This window comes from Variovorax sp. OV329 (assembly GCF_900114785.1).
GTDB lineage: Bacteria > Pseudomonadota > Gammaproteobacteria > Burkholderiales > Burkholderiaceae_C > Variovorax.
Genome location: NZ_FOUG01000005.1, coordinates 26,266 through 45,296 on the forward strand (window position 1 = coordinate 26,266; position 19,031 = coordinate 45,296).

Below are 19,031 nucleotides of genomic sequence, written 5' to 3' on the forward strand. Positions count from 1 at the left end.
TTCTTCTCTTGAGGAATTTCAGTGGCGCCGATTGTGCCAATCAATGAACGGCCCCATGCAAAGGCGCAGTGTCCGCAAGGGGCATCGCCGCCTGCGAGCCGGCCCGGGCGCGCTCGGCCAGCCGCTCGCGCAGCGCCGGCAGGCCCTCGCCGGTACGGGCACTGAGGAAGACGCGCTCGACCTGGGTGCCGTCGACCTCCACCGAATCGGCCGGGCGCACCGGGCGCTGGGCGGGATCGATGGCGTCGAGCTTGTTGAAGACCAGCAGCTGCGGGATGGCCCCCGCGCCGATTTCCTGCAGCACGCTCTGCACCTCGGCCATCTGCTCGGGATGATGCGGGTTGGAAGCATCCACCACGTGCAGCAGCAGGTCGGCGTCCACCGCCTCCTGCAGCGTGGCCTTGAAGGCGTCGACCAGGCCGTGCGGCAGCTCGCGGATGAAGCCCACCGTGTCGGAGATCGATGCCTGCCCCGCTTCCTCGCCCAGGTACAGGTGGCGCGTGGTGGTGTCCAGGGTGGCGAAGAGCTGGTCGGCCGCATAGGCGCGGGCCTTCACCATGGCATTGAACAGCGAGGACTTCCCGGCGTTGGTGTAGCCCACCAGCGAGATCTTGAAGGTGCCGTGGCGCTCGCGCCGGCGCCGCTGGGTGCCGCGCTGGCGCTGCACCTTGAGCAGGCGCTCGCGCGTGCGCTTGATGGCCTCGTTGATCATCCGGCGGTCCAGCTCGATCTGGGTTTCGCCAGGACCGCCGCGGGTGCCGATGCCGCCGCGCTGGCGCTCCAGGTGGGACCACCGTCGCACGAGGCGGGTGCTGAGGTACTGAAGGCGCGCCAGTTCGACCTGCAGCTTGCCCTCGTGGCTTCGCGCTCGCTGCGCGAAGATCTCCAGGATGAGGAAGGTGCGGTCGTAGACGGCCACGCCGATGGCCCGCTCGAGGTTGCGCTGCTGGGCGGGGCTCAGGGCCTGGTCGAAGATGACTTCGCTGGCGCCGTGCATCTGGGCCAGCTCGCGGATCTCGTCCGCCTTGCCACTGCCCACGAACAGGGCGGCGTCGGGTGCCTTGCGCTTGCAGGTGAGCCGCTCCGCCGGCGTCAGGCCGGCGGTCTGGGCGAGCAAGCCCAATTCTTCGAGCTCGCTGTCGAAATGCGGGAGACCGAAATCGACGCCGACGAGGATCGCGGCGCCTTCTTGTTGAGGTGTGTTTTCAGACAAGCGGGGTAAGACCGTTCAAAGAACGCGGCGCCCCTTTTTGCGAGGGCGCCGCGCCGTGCCGGTCAGGCGGCCGCGTCGTCGCTCTCGTTGGCCGAGAAGTTGACCGCGCGCCCTGGCACGATGGTGGAGATTGCGTGCTTGTAGACCATCTGAGTCACCGTGTTGCGCAGGAGGACGACGTACTGGTCGAAGGACTCGATCTGGCCTTGCAGCTTGATGCCGTTGACCAGATAGATCGACACCGGCACGTGTTCACGGCGCAAGGTGTTCAGGAATGGGTCTTGAAGAAGCTGCCCTTTGTTGCTCACGATATTCTCCGTGTTCAAGAGGTTGTTGTTGGACGGGCAACCTTAACACAGGGTTTCCGCGGTGCAGCAGACCTTCCCAAAGGCCTTCGAAAAATAAAGTCACTCATCGCGCGGAACCTTCGCACTTGCGCCCGCACGTCGCCAGGCCCGCCGCTAGTCGTCCTTGCCTGCGAAGGGATTCTGGGAGGTCTTGAACTCGATGCGCAAGGGCGTGCCGACCAGGTCGAATTCCTTGCGGAAGCGCCCTTCCAGGAACCGCTTGTAAGCATCGGTGACGTGCTCGAGCGAATTGCCATGGATCACGATCACCGGGGGGTTCATGCCCCCCTGGTGCGCGTAGCGCATCTTGGGGCGGTACATGCCGCTCTTCTTGGGCGCCTGGAACTGGATCGCCTCGAGCAGCAGCCGGGTGAGCACCGGAGTGGACATCTTGCGCGTGGCCGACTTGTGCGCCTGCGCGATGGCCTGCCACAGCGGGCCCAGGCCCTGGCGCTTCTTGGCCGAGATGAAGTGCAGCGAGGCGTACTTCAGGAAGGCCAGGCGGGTCTCGATCTGCCGGTGCAGCTGCTCGCGCTGGTAGCTGTCCACCGCGTCCCACTTGTTGATCGCGATCACGACGGCGCGGCCGCTTTCAAGGATGTAGCCGGCGATGTGCGCGTCCTGATCGGTCACGCCCTGGGTGGCGTCGAGCAGCAGCAGCACCACGTTGGCCGACTCGATAGCCTGCAGCGTCTTGACCACCGAGAACTTCTCGATCGCCTCGAACACCTTGCCCTTGCGGCGCAGGCCGGCGGTGTCAATCAGCTCGAAGCGCTGGCCGTTGCGCTCGAAGGGCACCGAGATCGCGTCGCGCGTGGTGCCCGGCATGTCGAAGGCCACCAGGCGTTCTTCACCCAGCCAGGTGTTGATGAGGGTGGACTTGCCCACGTTCGGCCGGCCCGCCACGGTCAGGCGGATGGGCTTGGTGGCGGCGTCTTCCTCGTCCTCTTCCTCGGGCTCGGACAGGTTCAGCGGTTCCAGCGCCAGGTCGACCAGGTCGCGGATGCCCTGGCCGTGCGCGGCGGAAATGGCATGCACCTCGCCGAAGCCCAACTCGTAGAAGTCGACCAGCTTTGCGCCGCTCTTCATGCCCTCGGCCTTGTTGGCCGCCAGCAGGCAGGGCTTGCCCAGGCGGCGCAACTCGGTGGCGATGTCGTGGTCCTGCGCCGAGAGGCCGTCGCGCGCATCCACCACGAAGATCACCACGTCCGCCTCGGCCACGGCCTGGCGGGTCTGCTTGGCCATCTCGCTGAAGATGCCGCTGCCGGCGTCAGGCTCGAAGCCACCGGTATCGATCACGATGTACTCGTGCTTGCCGGCGCGGCCGTTGCCGTAATGGCGGTCGCGGGTGAGGCCGGCGAAGTCGGCCACGATGGCGTCACGCGTCTGCGTGAGGCGGTTGAAGAGCGTCGATTTGCCCACGTTGGGGCGCCCGACCAGGGCGATCACCGGTTTCATGTTGTTCTTCTTGTCCTCAGGTCGGGGCAACCGCCTTACTCAGGCCGGTAGCCGAAAACGCCACCCTTGCGGGTGACCACCACCACCGTGTTGGCGGCCATCACCGGATCGGCCGCGATGGCCGAGGCGTCAGGCGACACGCGGTTGAGCGCAGTGCCATCTTCGCGGTTCAGGAACAGCAGTTGGCCCGTGCCCTCCCCCACGATGACCGTGCGGCCCACGGCCAGCGGTGCGGTCAGGGTGCGGAACTTGTAGGCGTCAACGCTCCAGACGCGCTCGCCGTCGCTGCGGCGCCAGGCGTTGATCACGCCGTTGGATTCGGTGCCGTACACGGCACGGTCGTCGCCGCTCAGGCCGTCCGAGCCCTGGGCAGGCTTGGTCCAGGTCAGCACGCCGCGGCTGGTGTCCACGCAGCCGATGCTGGCGTAATAGGCGCGGGCGCACAGGATGTTGTCCACGCGGCTCACGGTGCCGGTCAGGTCCACCAGGCGCTCGACGTCGTTGGTGCCGCGCGGCGAGGCGATGGGCGCCTCCCAGCGCGAGGAACCGTTGGCGGGGTTGATGCCCACCAGGCGGCCGCTCACGCCGGCGACCAGGGTGTCGCCCAGGCCCAGCAGCACGCCCGGCCGTTTGAGCACCAGGTTGTCGCCGGTGTTGCGAGTCTGCGTCCACAGGCGGCGGCCGCTCTGGCCGTCGAAGGCGATGGTGGAGCGGTCGGCGGTCTGCACGAACACGCGGCGGCCCGACACCAGCGGCGGCGTGAAGGTCTCGGCGCTCAGACGCTGCGTCCACAGCACCTTGCCGCCTTGAAGGGCCACCAGGTTGTTTTCCTCCGTGACGACGGCGGCAATCGTGCCGTCGCTGCCGACACCGGCCGTCAGCGGCGCGCCGGCCTTGCCACGCCACATCTCGGTCCCGTTGCGGGCATCGATGGCCACCACCGTGCCGTCGGACCCGGCCACCGTGACCACGTCGTTCGCGACGTTGGCCACCAGGGGGAAGTTGACCTGCGGGATCTGGATGTTCCAGGCCTTGCGCACGCCCAGGACCTCGACCTTGGCCGGCATCTCTGCCGGCTTGGGCTTGGCCGTGCCTGAGCACGCAGCCAGAACGACGATCGATGCCGCCACGGCCGCGCCGCGAAGCAGGCGCGTGCCACCGGACGGCACGAAACGCTTGAATTTCATGTTGCGAGACCTTGGATTTCTTGTGCTCACTTGGCCGACGCGACCGCGGCCTTGCCCAGCGTCTGCGGGTCCACGCCCACCGCGTTGAGCTTGATCTCCACCAGGCGGCGGTAGTCCGAGCCGGCTTCGAAGCCGCTCCAGGCCTGCTGGTAGGCGGCCTTGGCCTCGTCGCGCTTGCCCTGCGCCAGGTAGATGTCGCCCTTGCGATCGGCCACCAGGGCTTCGAATTCCTTGGGCACGGCCACGGCCAGTTGCTTGAGGGCCTCGTCGTAGGACTTGCTGTCCATCAGTTCACCCGCGAGGCGCAGGCGCGCGATCGCTTGGTAGCCAGGGTCGGAAGCCTTCTCGGCCACCCACGTGAGCGCCGCACGCGACGCATCGACACTGCCCTTGTCGTGCAGCGCCTTGGCGGCCAGCAGGCCGGCCTGCTGCGCATAGGCGGTGCCGCCGAACTTGTCCTTCATGTCGGCCAGCGCGCGCTCGACGCGTGCGGTGTCGCCGGCTTCAGCGCCACGCTGCAGCTCGTCGTAGAGCGCCGCAGCACCCGCCGCCTTGCTGCGCTGCCAGTACTGCCAGCCGTTCCAGCTGGCGAAGGCCAGGGCCAGCACGACGATCACGGTGGTGATCAGCGTGCCGTAGGTGTTCCAGAAATGCTTCAGCTGGTCGAGCTGTTCCTGTTCTTCGAGATCGAGATGGGTTGCCATGCGCAGTCAGTCCTTGGGAGCCGAAGATTGTAGGTGGGCCGCGAGAGCCGCAAGTTCCGCCAACGGGTGCGCGCTCTGCTCGCCCTGGCCGTCGCGCAGCGACTTCAGCGCGACTTCGCCGCGCGCCAGTTCGTCGGCACCGAAGACGAGGGCGAAGGCTGCGCCGCTGGCGTCGGCCTTCTTGAACTGCGACTTGAAGCTGCCCAGGCCGTCGGCGCTGCTGGCATGCATCTGCACCCGCACGCCCTGCTCGCGCAGTTGCTGCAGCGTGCGCAGCACCACCGGCATGGCGGCCGCGTCGGGCACTACGGCATAGGCGTGAAGCACCGGCACCGGAACCTGGCCCCCCTGCTCCTTCAGCAACTCGAGGACGCGCTCCACGCCCAGGGCCCAGCCGACGGCCGGGGTGGGCTTGCCGCCGATCTGCACGAACAGGTCGTCGTAGCGGCCGCCGCCGCACACCGTGCCCTGCGAGCCCAGCCGGTCGGTCACGAATTCGAAGGCCGTGAGGTTGTAGTAGTCCAGCCCGCGCACCAGGCGCGGGTTGATGGTGTAGGCCACGCTGTTCGCATCCAGGATGGCCTTGAGGCCGTCGAAGTGCGCCAGGGATTCGGCGCCCAGGAAGTCCAGCAGGCGCGGGGCCGACTCGACCACGTCGCGCATCGCGGGGTTCTTGGTGTCCAGGATGCGCAGCGGGTTCGTGTGCAGGCGCCGGCGGGCTTCCTCGTCGAGCTTGTCGGCGTGCTTCTCGAAGTGCGCGATCAGTCGTGCACGGTGCTTCGCGCGTTCGTCCGGCTGGCCCAGGGTGTTGAGTTCGAGACGCACGTCCGTCAGGCCGATGGCCTTCCACAGCGCAGCGGCCAGCAGGATCACCTCGGCATCCGCCTCGGGCCCGGCGAAACCCAGGCACTCGACGCCGACCTGGTGGAACTGGCGGTAGCGGCCACGCTGCGGCTTCTCGCGGCGGAACATGGGGCCCATGTAGAACAGGCGCTTGCCGCCGTCGTACAGCAGGTTGTTCTCGATGACCGCACGCGCGACGGCGGCCGTGCCCTCGGGGCGCATCGTCAGGTGCTCGGCCTGGCCGTGCTTGTCGGAGCGGTCCTCGAAGGAGTACATCTCCTTCTCGACGATGTCGGTCACCTCGCCGATGCCGCGCACGAAGAGCGCGGTGTGCTCCAGGATGGGCGTGCGGATGTCGCGGAAGGCAAAGCGCGCCATCTGCTCGCGCACCGTGGCCTCCAGCCATTCCCAGCGCGCCGACTCCGGCGGCAGCAGGTCGTTCATGCCCTTCACGGCCGAGAGCTTCGGCGCCTTGGCGGGCTGTTTCGATGGAAAAACGGGCGCCTGCGCGCCCGGAGCTTGCTCTTGGGACATGGTTCCTGGCTCAGGCCGTCTCGGCGGCCTGCGTCTTGTTGTTGCTGCTGCCGCTGCCGAAGCGCTGCTCGACATAGCGCTCCACCAGGGCATGGAATTCGTTGGCGATGTTGTCGCCGCGCAGGGTAAGCGCCTTCTCTCCGTCGATGAAGACCGGCGCCGCCGGTGCCTCGCCGGTGCCCGGCAGGCTGATGCCGATGTCGGCATGCTTGCTCTCGCCAGGACCATTGACGATGCAACCCATCACGGCCACCTTCATCGTCTCCACGCCAGGATACTTCTCGCGCCAGACCGGCATCTGCATGCGCAGGTAGTCGTCGATCTGCTTGGCCAGTTCCTGGAAGGTGGTGCTGGTGGTGCGGCCGCAACCCGGGCAGGCGGTGACGCTGGGCACGAACACCCGCATGCCCAGGGCCTGCAGGATCTCGGAGGCGATCACCACCTCCTGCGTGCGCGACTCGCCCGGCTGCGGCGTGAGCGACACGCGGATGGTGTCGCCGATGCCTTCCTGCAGCAGGATCGACAGGGCCGTGGCCGATGCCACCGTGCCCTTGGTGCCCATGCCGGCCTCGGTCAGGCCCAGGTGCAGCGCGTAGTCGCAGCGGCGGGCCAGTTCGCGGTAGACCGAGATCAGGTCCTGCACGCCGCTCACCTTGCAGCTCAGCACGATCTGCTCGCCGCCCAGGCCCATGGACTCGGCGAGCTTCGCCGAGCCGATGGCCGAGCTGATGAGCGCCTCGTACATCACCTGCCTGGCGTCCCAGGGCTGGGCGCGCCGGCTGTTCTCGTCCATGAGGCTGGCCAGCAGTTCCTGGTCGAGGCTGCCCCAGTTCACGCCGATGCGCACGGCCTTGTTCCAGCGCATGGCGGCTTCGATCATCTGGCCGAACTGCTTGTCCTTCTTGTCGCCCTTGCCCACGTTGCCGGGATTGATGCGGTACTTGGACAGCGCCTGCGCGCAATCGGGAAACTCGGTGAGCAGCCGGTGGCCGTTGTAGTGGAAGTCACCGATCAGCGGCACGTCCACGCCCATGCGGTCGAGCTGCTCGCGGATGTAGGGCACCTGTGCGGCGGCCTCGGGCGTGTTGACGGTGATGCGCACCATCTCCGAGCCGGCAGCGGCCAGTTCCTTGACCTGGATGGCGGTGCCGATGGCGTCCACCGTGTCGGTGTTGGTCATGGACTGGATGCGCACCGGCGCATTGCCGCCCACGGTCACGATGCGCGAGCCCCACACCACCTGCGACTGGCGCGAGCGGCGCGGACGCGGCGCGGCGGCCTCGATCGGGAGGCAGTTGCCGGGGGTGTCGCTGCGGTCGTCTGTCATGGCTTGATCTCGAAGCGTGCCACGGTGCCGCCGCGGGTGAGCGGAGCCAGGTCGAAGGCCTTGCCGCGCACCTGCACATCCACGCCTGCGGCGCGACCCACCACCACCTGCAGCGGCGGCGTGCCGCTGAGGGCCACGGTCTCGCCGGCCGGCACGACACGATGCACCAGTTGCTTGCCACCGGCCTCGGTCACGGAGATCCAGGATTCGGTGCGCACGTTGAAAACCACCAGCTGGCCGCTTTCGGCGGCAGCGGGCGTGGAGGGTGCAGCTGCCGGCGCCGCAGCAGACGCAGCAGACGCGGCAGGCGCAATGGCCGCCAGTTGCGGGGTGGCGGGCTGTACGCCGGCGGCGGTCGCGGCAGTGGGGGCGGGCTCGGCCACGGCGGCGGGCGCTGTGCCAACCACGGCAGGCGCCTCGGCCTGCGGTTTCGATTCGGCGCCGGACTCGCGCGACATGATGCGGTCGACCGAGGCCGACAGTTGGTCCAGCATGGATTGCGGAAGCCAGAACAGCACCGCGGCGCCCACCACCAGCAAGCCCACCACGGTGAGCAGCGTGCGGGAACCCGCACCGCCATTGCCGGAGCGCGGCACGTCCGTATGAAAGCCCTGGCTCATGGCCGGCCGCGTGTGCAGGCCGGGATTGCGCGCGTCAGGAAGCTTGGCCAGCACCGGCTTGGGATCGATGCGCAGCGCACGGCACATGCTGGCGGCCAGGGCGCGGGCGAAGACCGGGTCGGGCAAGGCATCGATGTCGTCGTCTTCGAGGGCTTCGATCTTCTGCGGCGGCACCTTCAGCGCGGCGGCCACCACGGCCACGTCCAGGCCATGGGCCTCGCGCGCCGCGCGCAGCATGTCGCCTGCGCTCTGGAGACTCGAGTCACCGCTGATCAGCGGCGCAGCCGCCGATGCGCCGAATTCGCTCGCCCGTTCAATCATTGAAGTTTCCGCGCTCGTAGGCCTGGGCTTCCTTCGACTGGGGGAAGCGCCGCTGCAACTGGCCGCCCAGGCTGGCGACCGAATCGCGGTTGTTCAGCTGGCGTTCGATCTTCACGCCCAGCCAGAGCGACTCCGCATTGGCCGCTTGCGAGTTGTTCACGCGCCGGATGTAGAACTGCGCTCGCGTCCACTCCTGGCGCTGCGACAGCAGGAGCGCCAGGTTGTAGCCGATGACCGGGTTGCCCGCGTCCAGCTCGTAGGCCTGCGTGAGGCTCTTCTCGGCCTCGGCCTTCTGGCCGGCCTGCATCTGGCACACGCCCTGCGTCATCAGGGTCTTGGTGCGGTCCGTGTAGCCGGGGGTATCAAGCGCGCGCGTGAATTGCTGGCTGGCGTCGGCGTAGCGCTTCTGCTGGCACAACAGCCAGCCGTAGTTGTGCATGGCGTTGCCGTCGCGCGGATTGAGGGCGACGGCACGCCGGAAGCTGTCTTCGGCCAAGGCCGGGTCGTCCAAGCGCATGTAGACCAGGCCCCGCAGGTTGTAGGCGTCCGAGTAGTTCGGGTCGGCCGACAGCGCCTGCTTGATCTCGTCGAGCGCGACCGTGTTCTTGTTCTGCTCGAAATAGCCCATGGCCAGCTCGAGCCGGATGCGTGCCCGTTTTCGGCCCGGGCTTTCGTCCGAGTCCGTGATGATTTCCGGTTCCGCGCGCGCGCCGGGTGTGCTGCCCAGGGGTCCCTTGCCGACGCAGCCCGCCAGCACCAGGAGAGCAGTGGCTGCCATCAGCAGCCGGGACGCCGCAATGCGGGGAATCGGAAAAGCAAGGCTCATCGGTTCAGCGCTCCTGAGGATTGGAATGGGCAGCGGGCTTGCGGGCCGGATGGATGACAACGGGACGCAGCGTGCCGTCGGCCGTGGCGCGTCGCTGCGCCATGCGTTCGGCGGCGCGCGTGCGGTCCTTCACGTCGCCGGCCAGCTGGCCGCAGGCGGCATCGATGTCGTCGCCGCGGGTCTTGCGCACGGTGGTGATCACGCCTGCTTCGCTGAGCAGCTTGGCGAAGGCGGTCACGCGCGGCTGCGGGGAACGCAGCAGGCCGGACGCCGGGAAGGGGTTGAAGGGAATCAGGTTGAACTTGCAGGACACGCCCTGCCCCGCATGCTTCTTCACCAGCGCGATCAGCTCGCGGGCGTGCCCGGGCGTGTCGTTGACGCCGTCGAGCATGCAGTACTCGAAGGTGATGAAGTCGCGCGGCGCGTGCGCCAGGTAGCGATTGCAGGCGTCCAGCAGTTCGGCAATCGGGTACTTGCGATTGAGCGGCACCAGGTCGTCGCGCAGCGCATCGTTGGGCGCGTGCAGCGACACCGCCAATGCCACCGGGCAGTCGGTGCCCAGGCGATCGATCATCGGGACCACGCCGGAGGTGGACACGGTGACGCGGCGGCGCGAGAGGCCGTAGGCGTTGTCGTCCAGCATGGTGCGCAGCGCCGGCACCAGGGCCGCGTAGTTCTGCAGCGGCTCGCCCATGCCCATCATCACCACGTTGGAGATGACGCGCTCGTCGCGATTGAGGTGCTTGCGAAGGAAATGCTCGGCATACCAGAGCTGGGCGACGATCTCGCCGGTGCTCAGGTTGCGGCTGAAGCCCTGGTGGCCGGTGGAGCAGAAACGGCAGCCCACCGCACACCCGGCCTGGGACGACACGCACAGCGTGCCGCGGTCGTCCTCGGGAATGAAGACCGCTTCGACGGCATTGCCGTCGCCCACGTCGAACAGCCACTTGATGGTGCCGTCGGTGGAATCATTGCGGGTAAGAACCGGAAGGCCCTGGACATGGGCCGTGGTGGCGAGCTTCTCGCGCAGCGACTTCGCCAGGTCGGTCATCCGGGTGAAGTCGCTCTCGCCGCGCTGGTGGATCCAGCGGAAGAGCTGCGTGGCGCGGAAGCGCTTCTCGCCGAGCCGTTCGCAGAACGCGGCCAACCCCTCCAGATCGAAGTCGAGCAGGTTGACCGTCGTCATTGCGTCAGGCAGGGCTCGCCTTTCAGCGAGCGTAGACGTTGTGGCCGGGGAAGAAGAAGCCGATCTCTACGGCGGCGGTTTCAGCCGCGTCCGAGCCGTGCACGGCGTTGGCGTCGATGCTGTCGGCGAAGTCGGCGCGAATGGTGCCGGCGGCGGCCTTCTTCGGGTCGGTGGCGCCCATCAGGTCGCGGTTCTTGGCGATGGCGTTGTCGCCTTGCAGCACTTGCACGAACACGGGGCCCGAGATCATGAAGTCGACCAGGTCCTTGAAGAAGGGACGCTCCTTGTGCACGGCGTAGAACTGCTCTGCTTCGGCGCGCGACAGGTGGATCAGCTTGGCGGCGACGATCTTCAGGCCGGCGGCTTCGAAACGGGAGACGATCTTGCCGATGACGTTCTTGGCGACAGCGTCGGGCTTGATGATGGAGAGGGTGCGTTCGATGGCCATTTGGAAATGCTTTCCTGAGCGTTGATTTTGGAGATATTTCGTCACGGGGGTTTCCTGCGGTTGCCCACCTTGACAAAGCTTTTTATTTTAACCGGGCCCGGGCACCCTCGAAGACCGAGGGGCGAAGCCGCAGGGATATTGGCCAGTCGGTTTCAGCGGCCGCGCCGGCGGCCACCGCCGCCCTGCCCGCCGCCACCGCCGCCGCCGCGACGGGAGTTCCCGCCACCGCCACCGCCACCGCCGAAGCCGCCGCCACCACCACCGCCGCCACCGCCACCGCGGCCTTCGCGCCGCTGGCGCGAGAAGCTATCGGCGCCGATGTAGCCCAGCGAGGTCTTCATCGGGTCCGGCTGGGCGCCCTGGGCGCGGTCACCGCGGTTGTCGCCCCGGTTGCCGCCGCCGCCGCCATTGCCGCGACGCTGGCCGTCACCGAGGCCTTGGCCGCCCCCCGGCCCGCCGCCAGGGCCGCCGCGCTTGCGGTTGTTGCGGTTGCGCTGCCCGTCACCCATGGGATTGGGGATCTGCGAGCCGCCCTCGCCACGGGCACCGCTGTTGCCACCGCCCTGACCCTGACCCTGGCCCTGGCCGCGCCGCCGCTGCTTGTTGTTGCGCTTGTTGTTGCCACGACCGCCCTCCTGGTCGCCGCGATGCTGCGGGCGCTCGGCCAGGCCGCCGGCGGCCTGGGTCAGCGCGCGGATGTCGCGCTCGTCCAGCTCCATCCAGGCGCCGCGCTTGAGGCCGCGCGGCAGCACCATGGCGCCATAGCGGATGCGGATCAGCCGGCTGACCGCGTGGCCCACCGCCTCGCACATGCGCCGCACTTCGCGATTGCGGCCCTCGGAGATGGTGACGCGGTACCAGCAGTTGGATCCTTCGCCGCCGCCGTCCTCGATGCTGCCGAAGCGGGCCATGCCGTCTTCCAGCCGCACGCCATCGAGCAGTTGCTGCTTCTCTTCCTTGCTGAGGGCGCCCAGCACCCGGACCGCGTACTCGCGCTCGAGGCCGAAACGCGGGTGCATCAGCTGGTTGGCCAGTTCGCCGGAACTCGTGAAGAGCAGCAGGCCCTCGGTGTTGAGGTCCAGCCGCCCGACGGACTGCCACTTGCCCTGCTGAAGGCGGGGCAACTTGCGGAACACCGTCGGGCGGTTCTGCGGGTCGTCATGGGTGACGACTTCACCAGCTGGCTTGTGATAGGCAATGATGCGCGCCGGCGGCGGCGCGATGCGGAAGCGGATCGGCCTGCCGTTGAACTTGACCTGGTCGCCCCACTGGATGCGCTGGCCGATGTGGGCCGGCTCGTTGTTGACCGAGATGCGGCCCTGCAGGATGAGCTGCTCCATCTCCAGCCGCGACCCCAGGCCCGCCTGGGCCAGCACCTTGTGCAGCTTGGGCGAATCGGCTTCAGGCAGCAGTACGCGCTTGAGTGGCGCGACGTCGGGGCTTTCCTCGTCGGCATCGAACTGGCCGGAGACCACGTCGCTGAACTTGATGGGCTCGGGCGCCGGCGCATTGCGGGCCTCGCGATCGGCAGCGCGACGGGCGCGATCGAGGTCGTCCTCGTCCTCGTCCTCCTCGTCCTCATCCTCATCGTCGAAGGACTCGTCATCCCGGTCATCCTGCTGCCGGGGCTCGGGGCGCGGCTGCGGCTGCACGGCGGGCGCTGCGGTCTGCGCTTCAGACTCGGGCTCGGGCTTGCGTTCCGGCTTGCGTTCCGGCTTGCGTTCCGGCTCGGGCTCGGCCTGGGTCGCTTCGGCAACAGGCGCTTCAACCGGCGCTTCTTCTGCCACCGGCTCGCTCACGGCGTCGGCCTTGCGGCGGCGCGGACGGCGCTTGGGGGGCGTGGCCTCGCCGGCGGCTCCCTCTTCGCTGCCAGCCGTCTGCGCATTCTCCGATGAGGTCTGGGGCGCGGCTTCGTGCTCGGGCACGGACTCGGGAACGACGGGATCTTCAGGGGTCATGATGGAATTCCGGAGGGCGCCTTGCCAGCGGTATCGTCGCCTTCGTCTTCTTCGTCGGGCGATTCGGGCAGCGCCGGGTCGTTCGACGCCACGGCGTGGGCAGGCAGGTGGGCGGCAGCGGGTTCTTCTTCGCTGGGGTGTTGTTGTTCGTTCGCGGCCTGGGGGGCGGCTTCATCCTCGGCGGGCGCTTGCGCTGAAGCCCCCGCTTCGTCGGGCTCGGGCCCGAAAGACGCTTCGACCGAGTCTTCGGGCGCAGCATCCCCGGCGACGGGCTCGGCGGCCGCCTGCGACACGTCGACCGCCGCACCTTGCTCTGCAGGGACCGGCGCCGCGGGCGAGTCGGGGGCCGCCGCTTCTGCGGCAGCAGCTTCGTCGATCGGCAGCGCGGCTTGGTCAGGCATCGCCCCTGCAAGCGAACCGGCGTAGGCGCCCTGCTGCGCGGGCGATTCGATCAGGGGCAGTTGATCCAGCGACTCCAGGCCGAGGTCGTCGAGGAACTGCTTGGTGGTCGCGTACAGGGCGGGCCGGCCCACCGTCTCGCGGTGGCCGATGACCTCGACCCAGCTGCGATCTTCCAGCTGCTTGAGAATCTGCGAGTTGATGGTGACGCCACGGATGTCCTCCATGTCGCCGCGCGTGACCGGCTGCCGGTACGCGATGATGGCCAGGGTCTCGAGCGCGGCGCGCGTGTAGCGCGGCGGCTTTTCGGGATGCATGCGGTCCAGGTGGTCGCGCATGTCGGGGCGGCTCTGGAAGCGCCATCCGCTGGCCACGCTGACCAGTTCCATCCCGCGCTGCGTCCATTCCTCCTGCAGTTCGGCCAGCAAGCTCTTGATCGTGTCGGCGCCGAGTTCGTCGTCGAACAGCACGCGCAGCTCGCGCACGGGCAGCGGCTGGGCCGAACAGATCAAGGCGGTTTCGAGAATGCGCTTGGCATCCGCCGTATTCATGTTTCGCGTGGATCCCGGTGAGCGCCTTGGGAGGCGCGTTCAGATGGAGGTACGAGGGAGGCGTTGCCGGCACTTGGGCAAGTGCAACGCGGGCCGGCTTGCAAGGCCGGCAGGGTCCCAGCGGGCCCATTCACGCGCGATTGTAGTCCAGCCCCCAGGCCCGCATTCCGGCCAGCAGGTCCTCGGGCGGCTCGGAGCGCAGTTCGAGGTTCTCCTGCGTCACCGGATGCCGGAACGCGAGGCGGAACGCGTGCAGTGCCTGGCGGTCCAGCTCGGGCGTGGCCACTCCGCCGTAGAGGGCATCGCCCACCAGCGGGTGCCCGATGGAGGCCATGTGCACCCGGATCTGGTGGGTGCGCCCGGTCTCCAGCGTGCAGCGAACCAGGCAGCCTTCGTCGCAGCCGTCGACCTTCTCGATCAGCGTTCGTGCGGTCTTCCCGGAATGGCGCGCCAGGTCGACAACCGCCATGCGCAGCCGGTTGCGCGGGTCGCGCCCTATGGGTGCGTCCACATGCCGTGCGTCCGCACCCTGCCAGGCCCGGTTCGCCAGGGCCAGGTACTGCCGGGTGACCTCGCGCGCGCCGATCATGGCCACCAGCGCGTCCATGGCGGCACGCGTGCGCGCCACCACCATGAGGCCGCTGGTGTCGCGGTCGAGGCGGTGCACGATGCCTGCGCGCGGCAGGTGGCCGGCCTGGGCGTCGTGCGCCAGCAGGCCATTGAGCAGCGTGCCGCTCCAGTGACCCGGCGCCGGATGCACCACCAGACCGACCGGCTTGTCGATGACTCGCAGATGGGCATCCTCGTACACGACGCGCAGGTCCATGGGCTCCGGCGTGAAGGCCTGGCTTTGCGGGGTGGGCCGCAGCTCGATCTGGCCGGGCTCGCCGGCCAGAACGCGGGTGGCGGGTTTGGTCACCACCCTGCCCTTGAGCTGCACGGCGCCCGCCTCGAGCAGCTGGCGCAGGTAGTTGCGCGAGAACTCCGGGATCAGCTCGGCCAGCACACGGTCCAGCCGCTCCTTGTGCAACCCGGATGGAATGCTGAATTCGCGGATTTCGCTGGCCTGCTCCGCCTCGCCGTGGCCCCAGGCGTCGGCGGCTTCATCCAGAGGGTCGGTCGATATAATTGAGGGCTCCTGATTCACGAAAGCTTCTAGTGATGGTTCGCACCAAATTATCCGCTGTCCCCTGCTGGCTCGCGCTTGCCGCGACAGTCGTGCTGGCAGCTGGATGCGCGAGCGACAACGTCGACAAGACGGCCAACTGGAGCCCGAACCGCATCTACACCGAGGCCAAGGACGAGTTCGACTCCGGCGCCTTCGACAAGGCCGTGCCACTGTACGAGAAGCTCGAGGGCCGCGCCGCCGGCACGCCCCTGGCCCAGCAGGCCCAGCTCGAGAAGGCCTATGCGCAGTACAAGGGCGGCGACCGCCCTGCCGCGGTCGCCACGCTCGATCGCTTCATGAAGCTGCATCCGGCCAGCCCTGCCTTCGACTACGCCCTGTACATGCGCGGCATCGTCAACTTCAACGACGACCTGGGCATGTTCTCCTCCTTCACGCGCCAGGACCTGTCCGAGCGCGACCAGAAGGCGGCCAAGGAATCCTTCGAGTCCTTCAAGGAACTGGTCACGCGTTTCCCGGCCTCGCGCTACGCACCCGATGCACGGGCGCGCATGAACTACATCGTCAATTCGCTGGCGCAGTACGAAGTGCACGTGGCGCGCTACTACTTCAACCGCGGCGCCTACCTGGCGGCCATCAACCGCTCGCAGCTGGCCATCTCGGACTACCGCGAGGTGCCGGCGGTGGAGGAAGCGCTCTACATCATGCTGCGCTCCTACGACGCCCTGGGCATGACGCAGCTGCGCGACGACACCCAGCGCGTGCTCACCACCAACTACCCGCAGAGCAGCTACCTCAGCAACGGCTTCCGCGGCAAGGATGATCCGTGGTGGAAGCTCTGGTAAGCCTCAGCCGGCTCTGATTCCGATCACTCGGCCGGCTGGACCAGCTCGGCCAATGCGGCGTCGAACGCCGATTCGCTCTCCAGCCTTCGCATGCCGGGCACCGCGCCCAGCAGGCGCTTGCCATAGCCCATGGCCGTGAGGCGCGTGTCGCAGATGGCCAGCACGCCGCGGTCGCTCTCGCGGCGGATCAGCCGGCCTGCGCCCTGCTTCAACGCCACCGCCGCCTCCGGCAGGAAGTAGTCGCTGAAGGCGCTGCGGCCCTGGGACTCCAGGCGCTTGGAGCGGGCCTCCACCAGCGGATCGTTGGGCGGCGGAAAGGGCAGCTTGTCGATCACCACCAGCTGCAGCACGTCGCCCGGTGCATCGAAACCTTCCCAGAACGACGCCGACGCCACCAGCACGCAGCCGGGGCGCCCCTGGCCCGCCCCTTCGCGAAAGCGCTCCATCAGCACGCGCTTGGGCAGCTCGCCCTGCACCAGCACCTCCAGCGAGCGGGCGGTGTCGCTCTGCTCGAACTGGCGGCGCAGGTCGTCGCCGATGGTGCGTAGCGCGCGCAGCGTGGTGGTCAGCACCAGCGTGCGCCCGCCCAGCAGCGCCGCTCCTCTTCCGGCCAGGCGCGCCACCTGGGCGCTGTGCGACGGGTCGTTGGGCTTGGGGAAGTTGCGCGGCACGTAGAGCGCCGCCTGCTGCAGGTAGTCGAAGGGACTGGACACGCGCAGTACCGTCGCCTCCTCCAGGCCGCAGGGCTCGGTGAACCAGCGCAGCTTCGGCTCATCGCCCAGCGTGGCGGAGGTGAAGATCCAGCTGCGGCCCTGGACGGCCTCTTCCTCCGAGCCGCTCTTGAGCATGCGCCGCTTCACGGCTTCGGCGATGTCCAGCGGCGACTCCATCAGGCGCAGCTGGTGATTACCCACGTCCACCCAGCGCACCGATTCGGCGGCACAGGGCTGGGCAAAGCGCTCGGCTCGACGGATGAGCTCGGACGCGCGCTCGTGCAGGCGGACGAAATCGGGCGAGAGCTCGCTGACCATCGCCAGGCCGTCGGCGGCGTGCTCGAAGGCCTGCTGCACCTCTTCCAGCGCGTTTTGCCAAGGCTGCTCGGGCAGTCCTTCTGGGGCCGCATCGGTCCAGCGCAGCTTGGCACCGGGCCACTGCTTCCCGACGACGAGCCGCAACTCACGCGCGGCGCGCTCCACGCCGGCCGCGAGCGTCTGCCAGTCGACCAGACCGCGGGCATGCTGCAGGCCGGCGGCCAGCAGGTCGCGTGAGAAATCCAGTGCCTGCGCGCTGCCCAGCTGCACACCCAGGAACTGCACGCCGGTCTCGTTGAGCTGGTGCGCCTCGTCGAACACCACCACCCGCACTGAGGGCAGCAGCTCGGCCATACCGGATTCGCGCACCGCCAGGTCGGCGAAGAACAGGTGGTGGTTGACCACCACCACGTCGGCGGCCAAGGCCTCGCGCCGCGCCAGGTTGACATGGCAGGCGCGGAACTGCGGGCATTGCGCACCCAGGCAGTTGTCGCGGGTGGAAGTCACCAAGGGAATGAGCGGCGAGCGCTCGTCCAGGCCCGGCAGCTCCGCCAGGTCGCCGGTGCGGGTGGACTGGGACCACAGCTCGATCTTCGCCAGCGCCCGTTGCGAGGCGCGCTCGGGCGAGGCATCGCGGCGTGCCAGTTCAAGGCGGTGCAGGCACAGGTAGCTGGCGCGGCCCTTGAGCAAGGCGGTGCGCACCGGCAGGCCCAGAGACTCCACCAGGCGCGGCAGGTCGCGGCCGAAGAGCTGATCCTGCAGCGTCTTGGTGGCCGTCGACAGAAGTACTCGCTCACCGCTCAGCAGCGCAGGCACCAGATAGGAGAAGGTTTTCCCGACGCCGGTGCCCGCCTCGACAACGAGCGCCCCACCCTGCTCGATGGCCTGCGCGACGGCGAGCGCCATCCGCGTCTGTCCATCGCGCTCGCGGAATTCCTCTGCGGCGCGAGACAGGGCGCCTCCCTGCGCGAAGACTTCGCGCACCCGTTCTTCAAGTGGATTCATCAGGCCGGCTCTTGCGGGTCCAGTTCGCGTTCCAGCCGCGCGATCTGGTCTCGCAGCGCGAGACGACGCTTCTTCAGCCGCCGCAGCAGCAGTTCATCGGGCGGAGCAGTCTCCGCCAATCGATCGATGGTGGCGTCCAGGTCCGCATGTTCCATGCGACATTCGATCAATTGGCGTGAAATAGAGTGGAGATTCGAGTCCAAAGTTGCGCCGCGCGCACACTCACATGGGACGCGGACCCTCTTCGCTTGATAATAGTCCAATACCCCCGACCCAAGAAAGGCACTCAGCGCCACCGGCGCTCGCAGCAGCACCGATGACAAGAGGCTTTCGACTCGCGGCCGCCAGCGGCCTTCACCAGGGCGACCGCCCTTACCAGCAAGACCAGGTCATGATGATCGGTCATCCCCATTTCCAGGGATGCCTGATGGGCGTGGTGGCGGACGGCATGGGTGGACGCAGCGGCGGGCGCAAGGCCTCCGACCAGGTGCTGCTGACGGCCAAGCAGCTCTTCGCCAAGTATTCACCCGAGACCGACAGTGCCCCTGGCCTGCTCAAGCAGTTGGTGGAAGACTCGCACATGGTCATCAAGCTCACCGCCGTGTCGGCCGAGCAGGAGCCGCACAGCACCGTGGCCGCGTTCATCATGAACCCGCGCGGCGAGTGCACCTGGATCCACGTAGGCGATTCGCGCCTCTACCACTTCCAGAACGGCCGGCTGGCCAAACGCACGCGCGACCATTCCTACGTGCAGGCCCTGGTCGACCGCGGCGAATTGAGCGCGGAAGAGATCGAGGACCACCCCCAAGCCAACATCCTTCTGGGCTGCCTGGGCATGTCCACCGCGCCGCCGCCGATCGACACGCATTCCATCCCGCAGCTCCAGCCTGGCGATGCCTTGCTCGCCTGCAGCGACGGCCTTTGGCATTACTTCACCCCGGAAGAAATGGGTGCGTTGATCGCCGAGCGCACGCCGCGCGAATCGGTCGAACTGCTGATCGAAGAGGCCCGCATGCGTGCCCGCGGGACGGGTGACAACATCTCGCTGGCCATTCTCAAACTCGAGCCGCTGCCCAAGGGCAACGGCTGAGTCTTTTCTTTT

At 68.1% G+C, this 19,031-nt stretch carries 18 protein-coding genes; 2 read left to right on the forward strand and 16 right to left on the reverse strand.

The genetic code is table 11. The features are described 5' to 3' along the window. Positions 1–40: 40 nt before the first annotated feature. The 14 genes from hflX to BM345_RS09780 all read right to left on the reverse strand — a co-directional run bounded on the left by hflX (position 41) and on the right by BM345_RS09780 (position 15,033). Positions 41–1,213 carry a GTPase HflX gene (hflX, locus tag BM345_RS09715; RefSeq protein WP_093378532.1) on the reverse strand — a complete coding sequence of 391 codons (1,173 nt, stop codon included), beginning with the start codon at positions 1,211–1,213 and terminating at the stop codon, positions 41–43. Between the two features lie 62 nt (positions 1,214–1,275). After that, complete coding sequence (hfq, locus tag BM345_RS09720) at positions 1,276–1,539, reverse strand: RNA chaperone Hfq (protein ID WP_175544960.1); 264 nt, start codon at positions 1,537–1,539, stop codon at positions 1,276–1,278. 135 nt (positions 1,540–1,674) lie between these two features. After that, on the reverse strand, positions 1,675–3,018 hold the full coding sequence (gene der / locus BM345_RS09725) for a ribosome biogenesis GTPase Der (protein ID WP_093378538.1): 1,344 nt from the start codon (positions 3,016–3,018) through the stop codon (positions 1,675–1,677). A gap of 35 nt (positions 3,019–3,053) precedes the next feature. Then, positions 3,054–4,205 carry an outer membrane protein assembly factor BamB gene (gene bamB / locus BM345_RS09730; RefSeq protein ID WP_093378540.1) on the reverse strand — a complete coding sequence of 384 codons (1,152 nt, stop codon included), beginning with the start codon at positions 4,203–4,205 and terminating at the stop codon, positions 3,054–3,056. A gap of 26 nt (positions 4,206–4,231) precedes the next feature. Further along, entirely contained in the window at positions 4,232–4,909 is a 678-nt protein-coding gene (locus tag BM345_RS09735; RefSeq protein ID WP_093378543.1) for a YfgM family protein, read from the reverse strand. Between the two features lie 6 nt (positions 4,910–4,915). Then, positions 4,916–6,196 (reverse strand): histidine--tRNA ligase, encoded by a 1,281-nt coding sequence (gene hisS / locus BM345_RS09740; protein WP_254789689.1) that lies wholly within the window; start codon positions 6,194–6,196, stop codon positions 4,916–4,918. 100 nt (positions 6,197–6,296) lie between these two features. Next, positions 6,297–7,613, reverse strand: coding sequence for a flavodoxin-dependent (E)-4-hydroxy-3-methylbut-2-enyl-diphosphate synthase (ispG, locus tag BM345_RS09745; RefSeq protein ID WP_093378549.1), 1,317 nt, complete (start codon positions 7,611–7,613; stop codon positions 6,297–6,299). Next, the gene (locus BM345_RS09750; protein ID WP_093378551.1) at positions 7,610–8,554 is read right to left on the reverse strand and encodes a helix-turn-helix domain-containing protein; all 945 of its coding nucleotides are present in this window, start codon (positions 8,552–8,554) and stop codon (positions 7,610–7,612) included. Before BM345_RS09750 ends, ispG begins: the two co-directional genes overlap by 4 nt. After that, a complete protein-coding gene (gene pilW / locus BM345_RS09755; RefSeq protein ID WP_093378554.1) occupies positions 8,547–9,380 on the reverse strand; it encodes a type IV pilus biogenesis/stability protein PilW in 834 nt (277 codons plus the stop codon). The genes BM345_RS09750 and pilW overlap by 8 nt, the downstream gene beginning before the upstream one ends. Positions 9,381–9,384: 4 nt before the next feature. Further along, positions 9,385–10,566, reverse strand: a complete 1,182-nt coding sequence (gene rlmN / locus BM345_RS09760) for a dual-specificity RNA methyltransferase RlmN (protein WP_093378556.1) — start codon at positions 10,564–10,566, stop codon at positions 9,385–9,387. Between the two features lie 22 nt (positions 10,567–10,588). Next, positions 10,589–11,014: a nucleoside-diphosphate kinase gene (ndk, locus tag BM345_RS09765; RefSeq protein WP_093378559.1), complete on the reverse strand. Its 426-nt coding sequence runs from the start codon at positions 11,012–11,014 to the stop codon at positions 10,589–10,591. Between the two features lie 152 nt (positions 11,015–11,166). Then, positions 11,167–12,972, reverse strand: coding sequence for a pseudouridine synthase (locus tag BM345_RS09770; protein ID WP_093378562.1), 1,806 nt, complete (start codon positions 12,970–12,972; stop codon positions 11,167–11,169). Continuing rightward, positions 12,969–13,922 carry an SMC-Scp complex subunit ScpB gene (gene scpB, locus BM345_RS09775; RefSeq protein ID WP_093378565.1) on the reverse strand — a complete coding sequence of 318 codons (954 nt, stop codon included), beginning with the start codon at positions 13,920–13,922 and terminating at the stop codon, positions 12,969–12,971. Before scpB ends, BM345_RS09770 begins: the two co-directional genes overlap by 4 nt. A gap of 130 nt (positions 13,923–14,052) precedes the next feature. Then, entirely contained in the window at positions 14,053–15,033 is a 981-nt protein-coding gene (locus BM345_RS09780; RefSeq protein ID WP_254789690.1) for an RluA family pseudouridine synthase, read from the reverse strand. Between the two features lie 50 nt (positions 15,034–15,083). On the opposite strand from BM345_RS09780, the gene BM345_RS09785 reads away from it, so the two are divergent. Further along, positions 15,084–15,893: an outer membrane protein assembly factor BamD gene (locus BM345_RS09785; protein WP_093378568.1), complete on the forward strand. Its 810-nt coding sequence runs from the start codon at positions 15,084–15,086 to the stop codon at positions 15,891–15,893. 23 nt (positions 15,894–15,916) lie between these two features. Here BM345_RS09785 and BM345_RS09790 read toward each other — a convergent pair whose 3' ends face one another. Together BM345_RS09790 and BM345_RS09795 are read right to left on the reverse strand one after the other, a co-directional pair. Then, entirely contained in the window at positions 15,917–17,929 is a 2,013-nt protein-coding gene (locus tag BM345_RS09790) for a DNA repair helicase YoaA (RefSeq protein ID WP_175544961.1), read from the reverse strand. Beyond that, positions 17,929–18,132: a YdcH family protein gene (locus BM345_RS09795; protein WP_093379412.1), complete on the reverse strand. Its 204-nt coding sequence runs from the start codon at positions 18,130–18,132 to the stop codon at positions 17,929–17,931. The genes BM345_RS09790 and BM345_RS09795 overlap by 1 nt, the downstream gene beginning before the upstream one ends. A 113-nt stretch (positions 18,133–18,245) precedes the next feature. Here BM345_RS09795 and BM345_RS09800 point away from each other — a divergent pair, with 113 nt between their 5' ends. Continuing rightward, a complete protein-coding gene (locus BM345_RS09800; protein ID WP_093378574.1) occupies positions 18,246–19,019 on the forward strand; it encodes a PP2C family protein-serine/threonine phosphatase in 774 nt (257 codons plus the stop codon). The last annotated feature ends 12 nt before the right edge of the window (positions 19,020–19,031 follow it).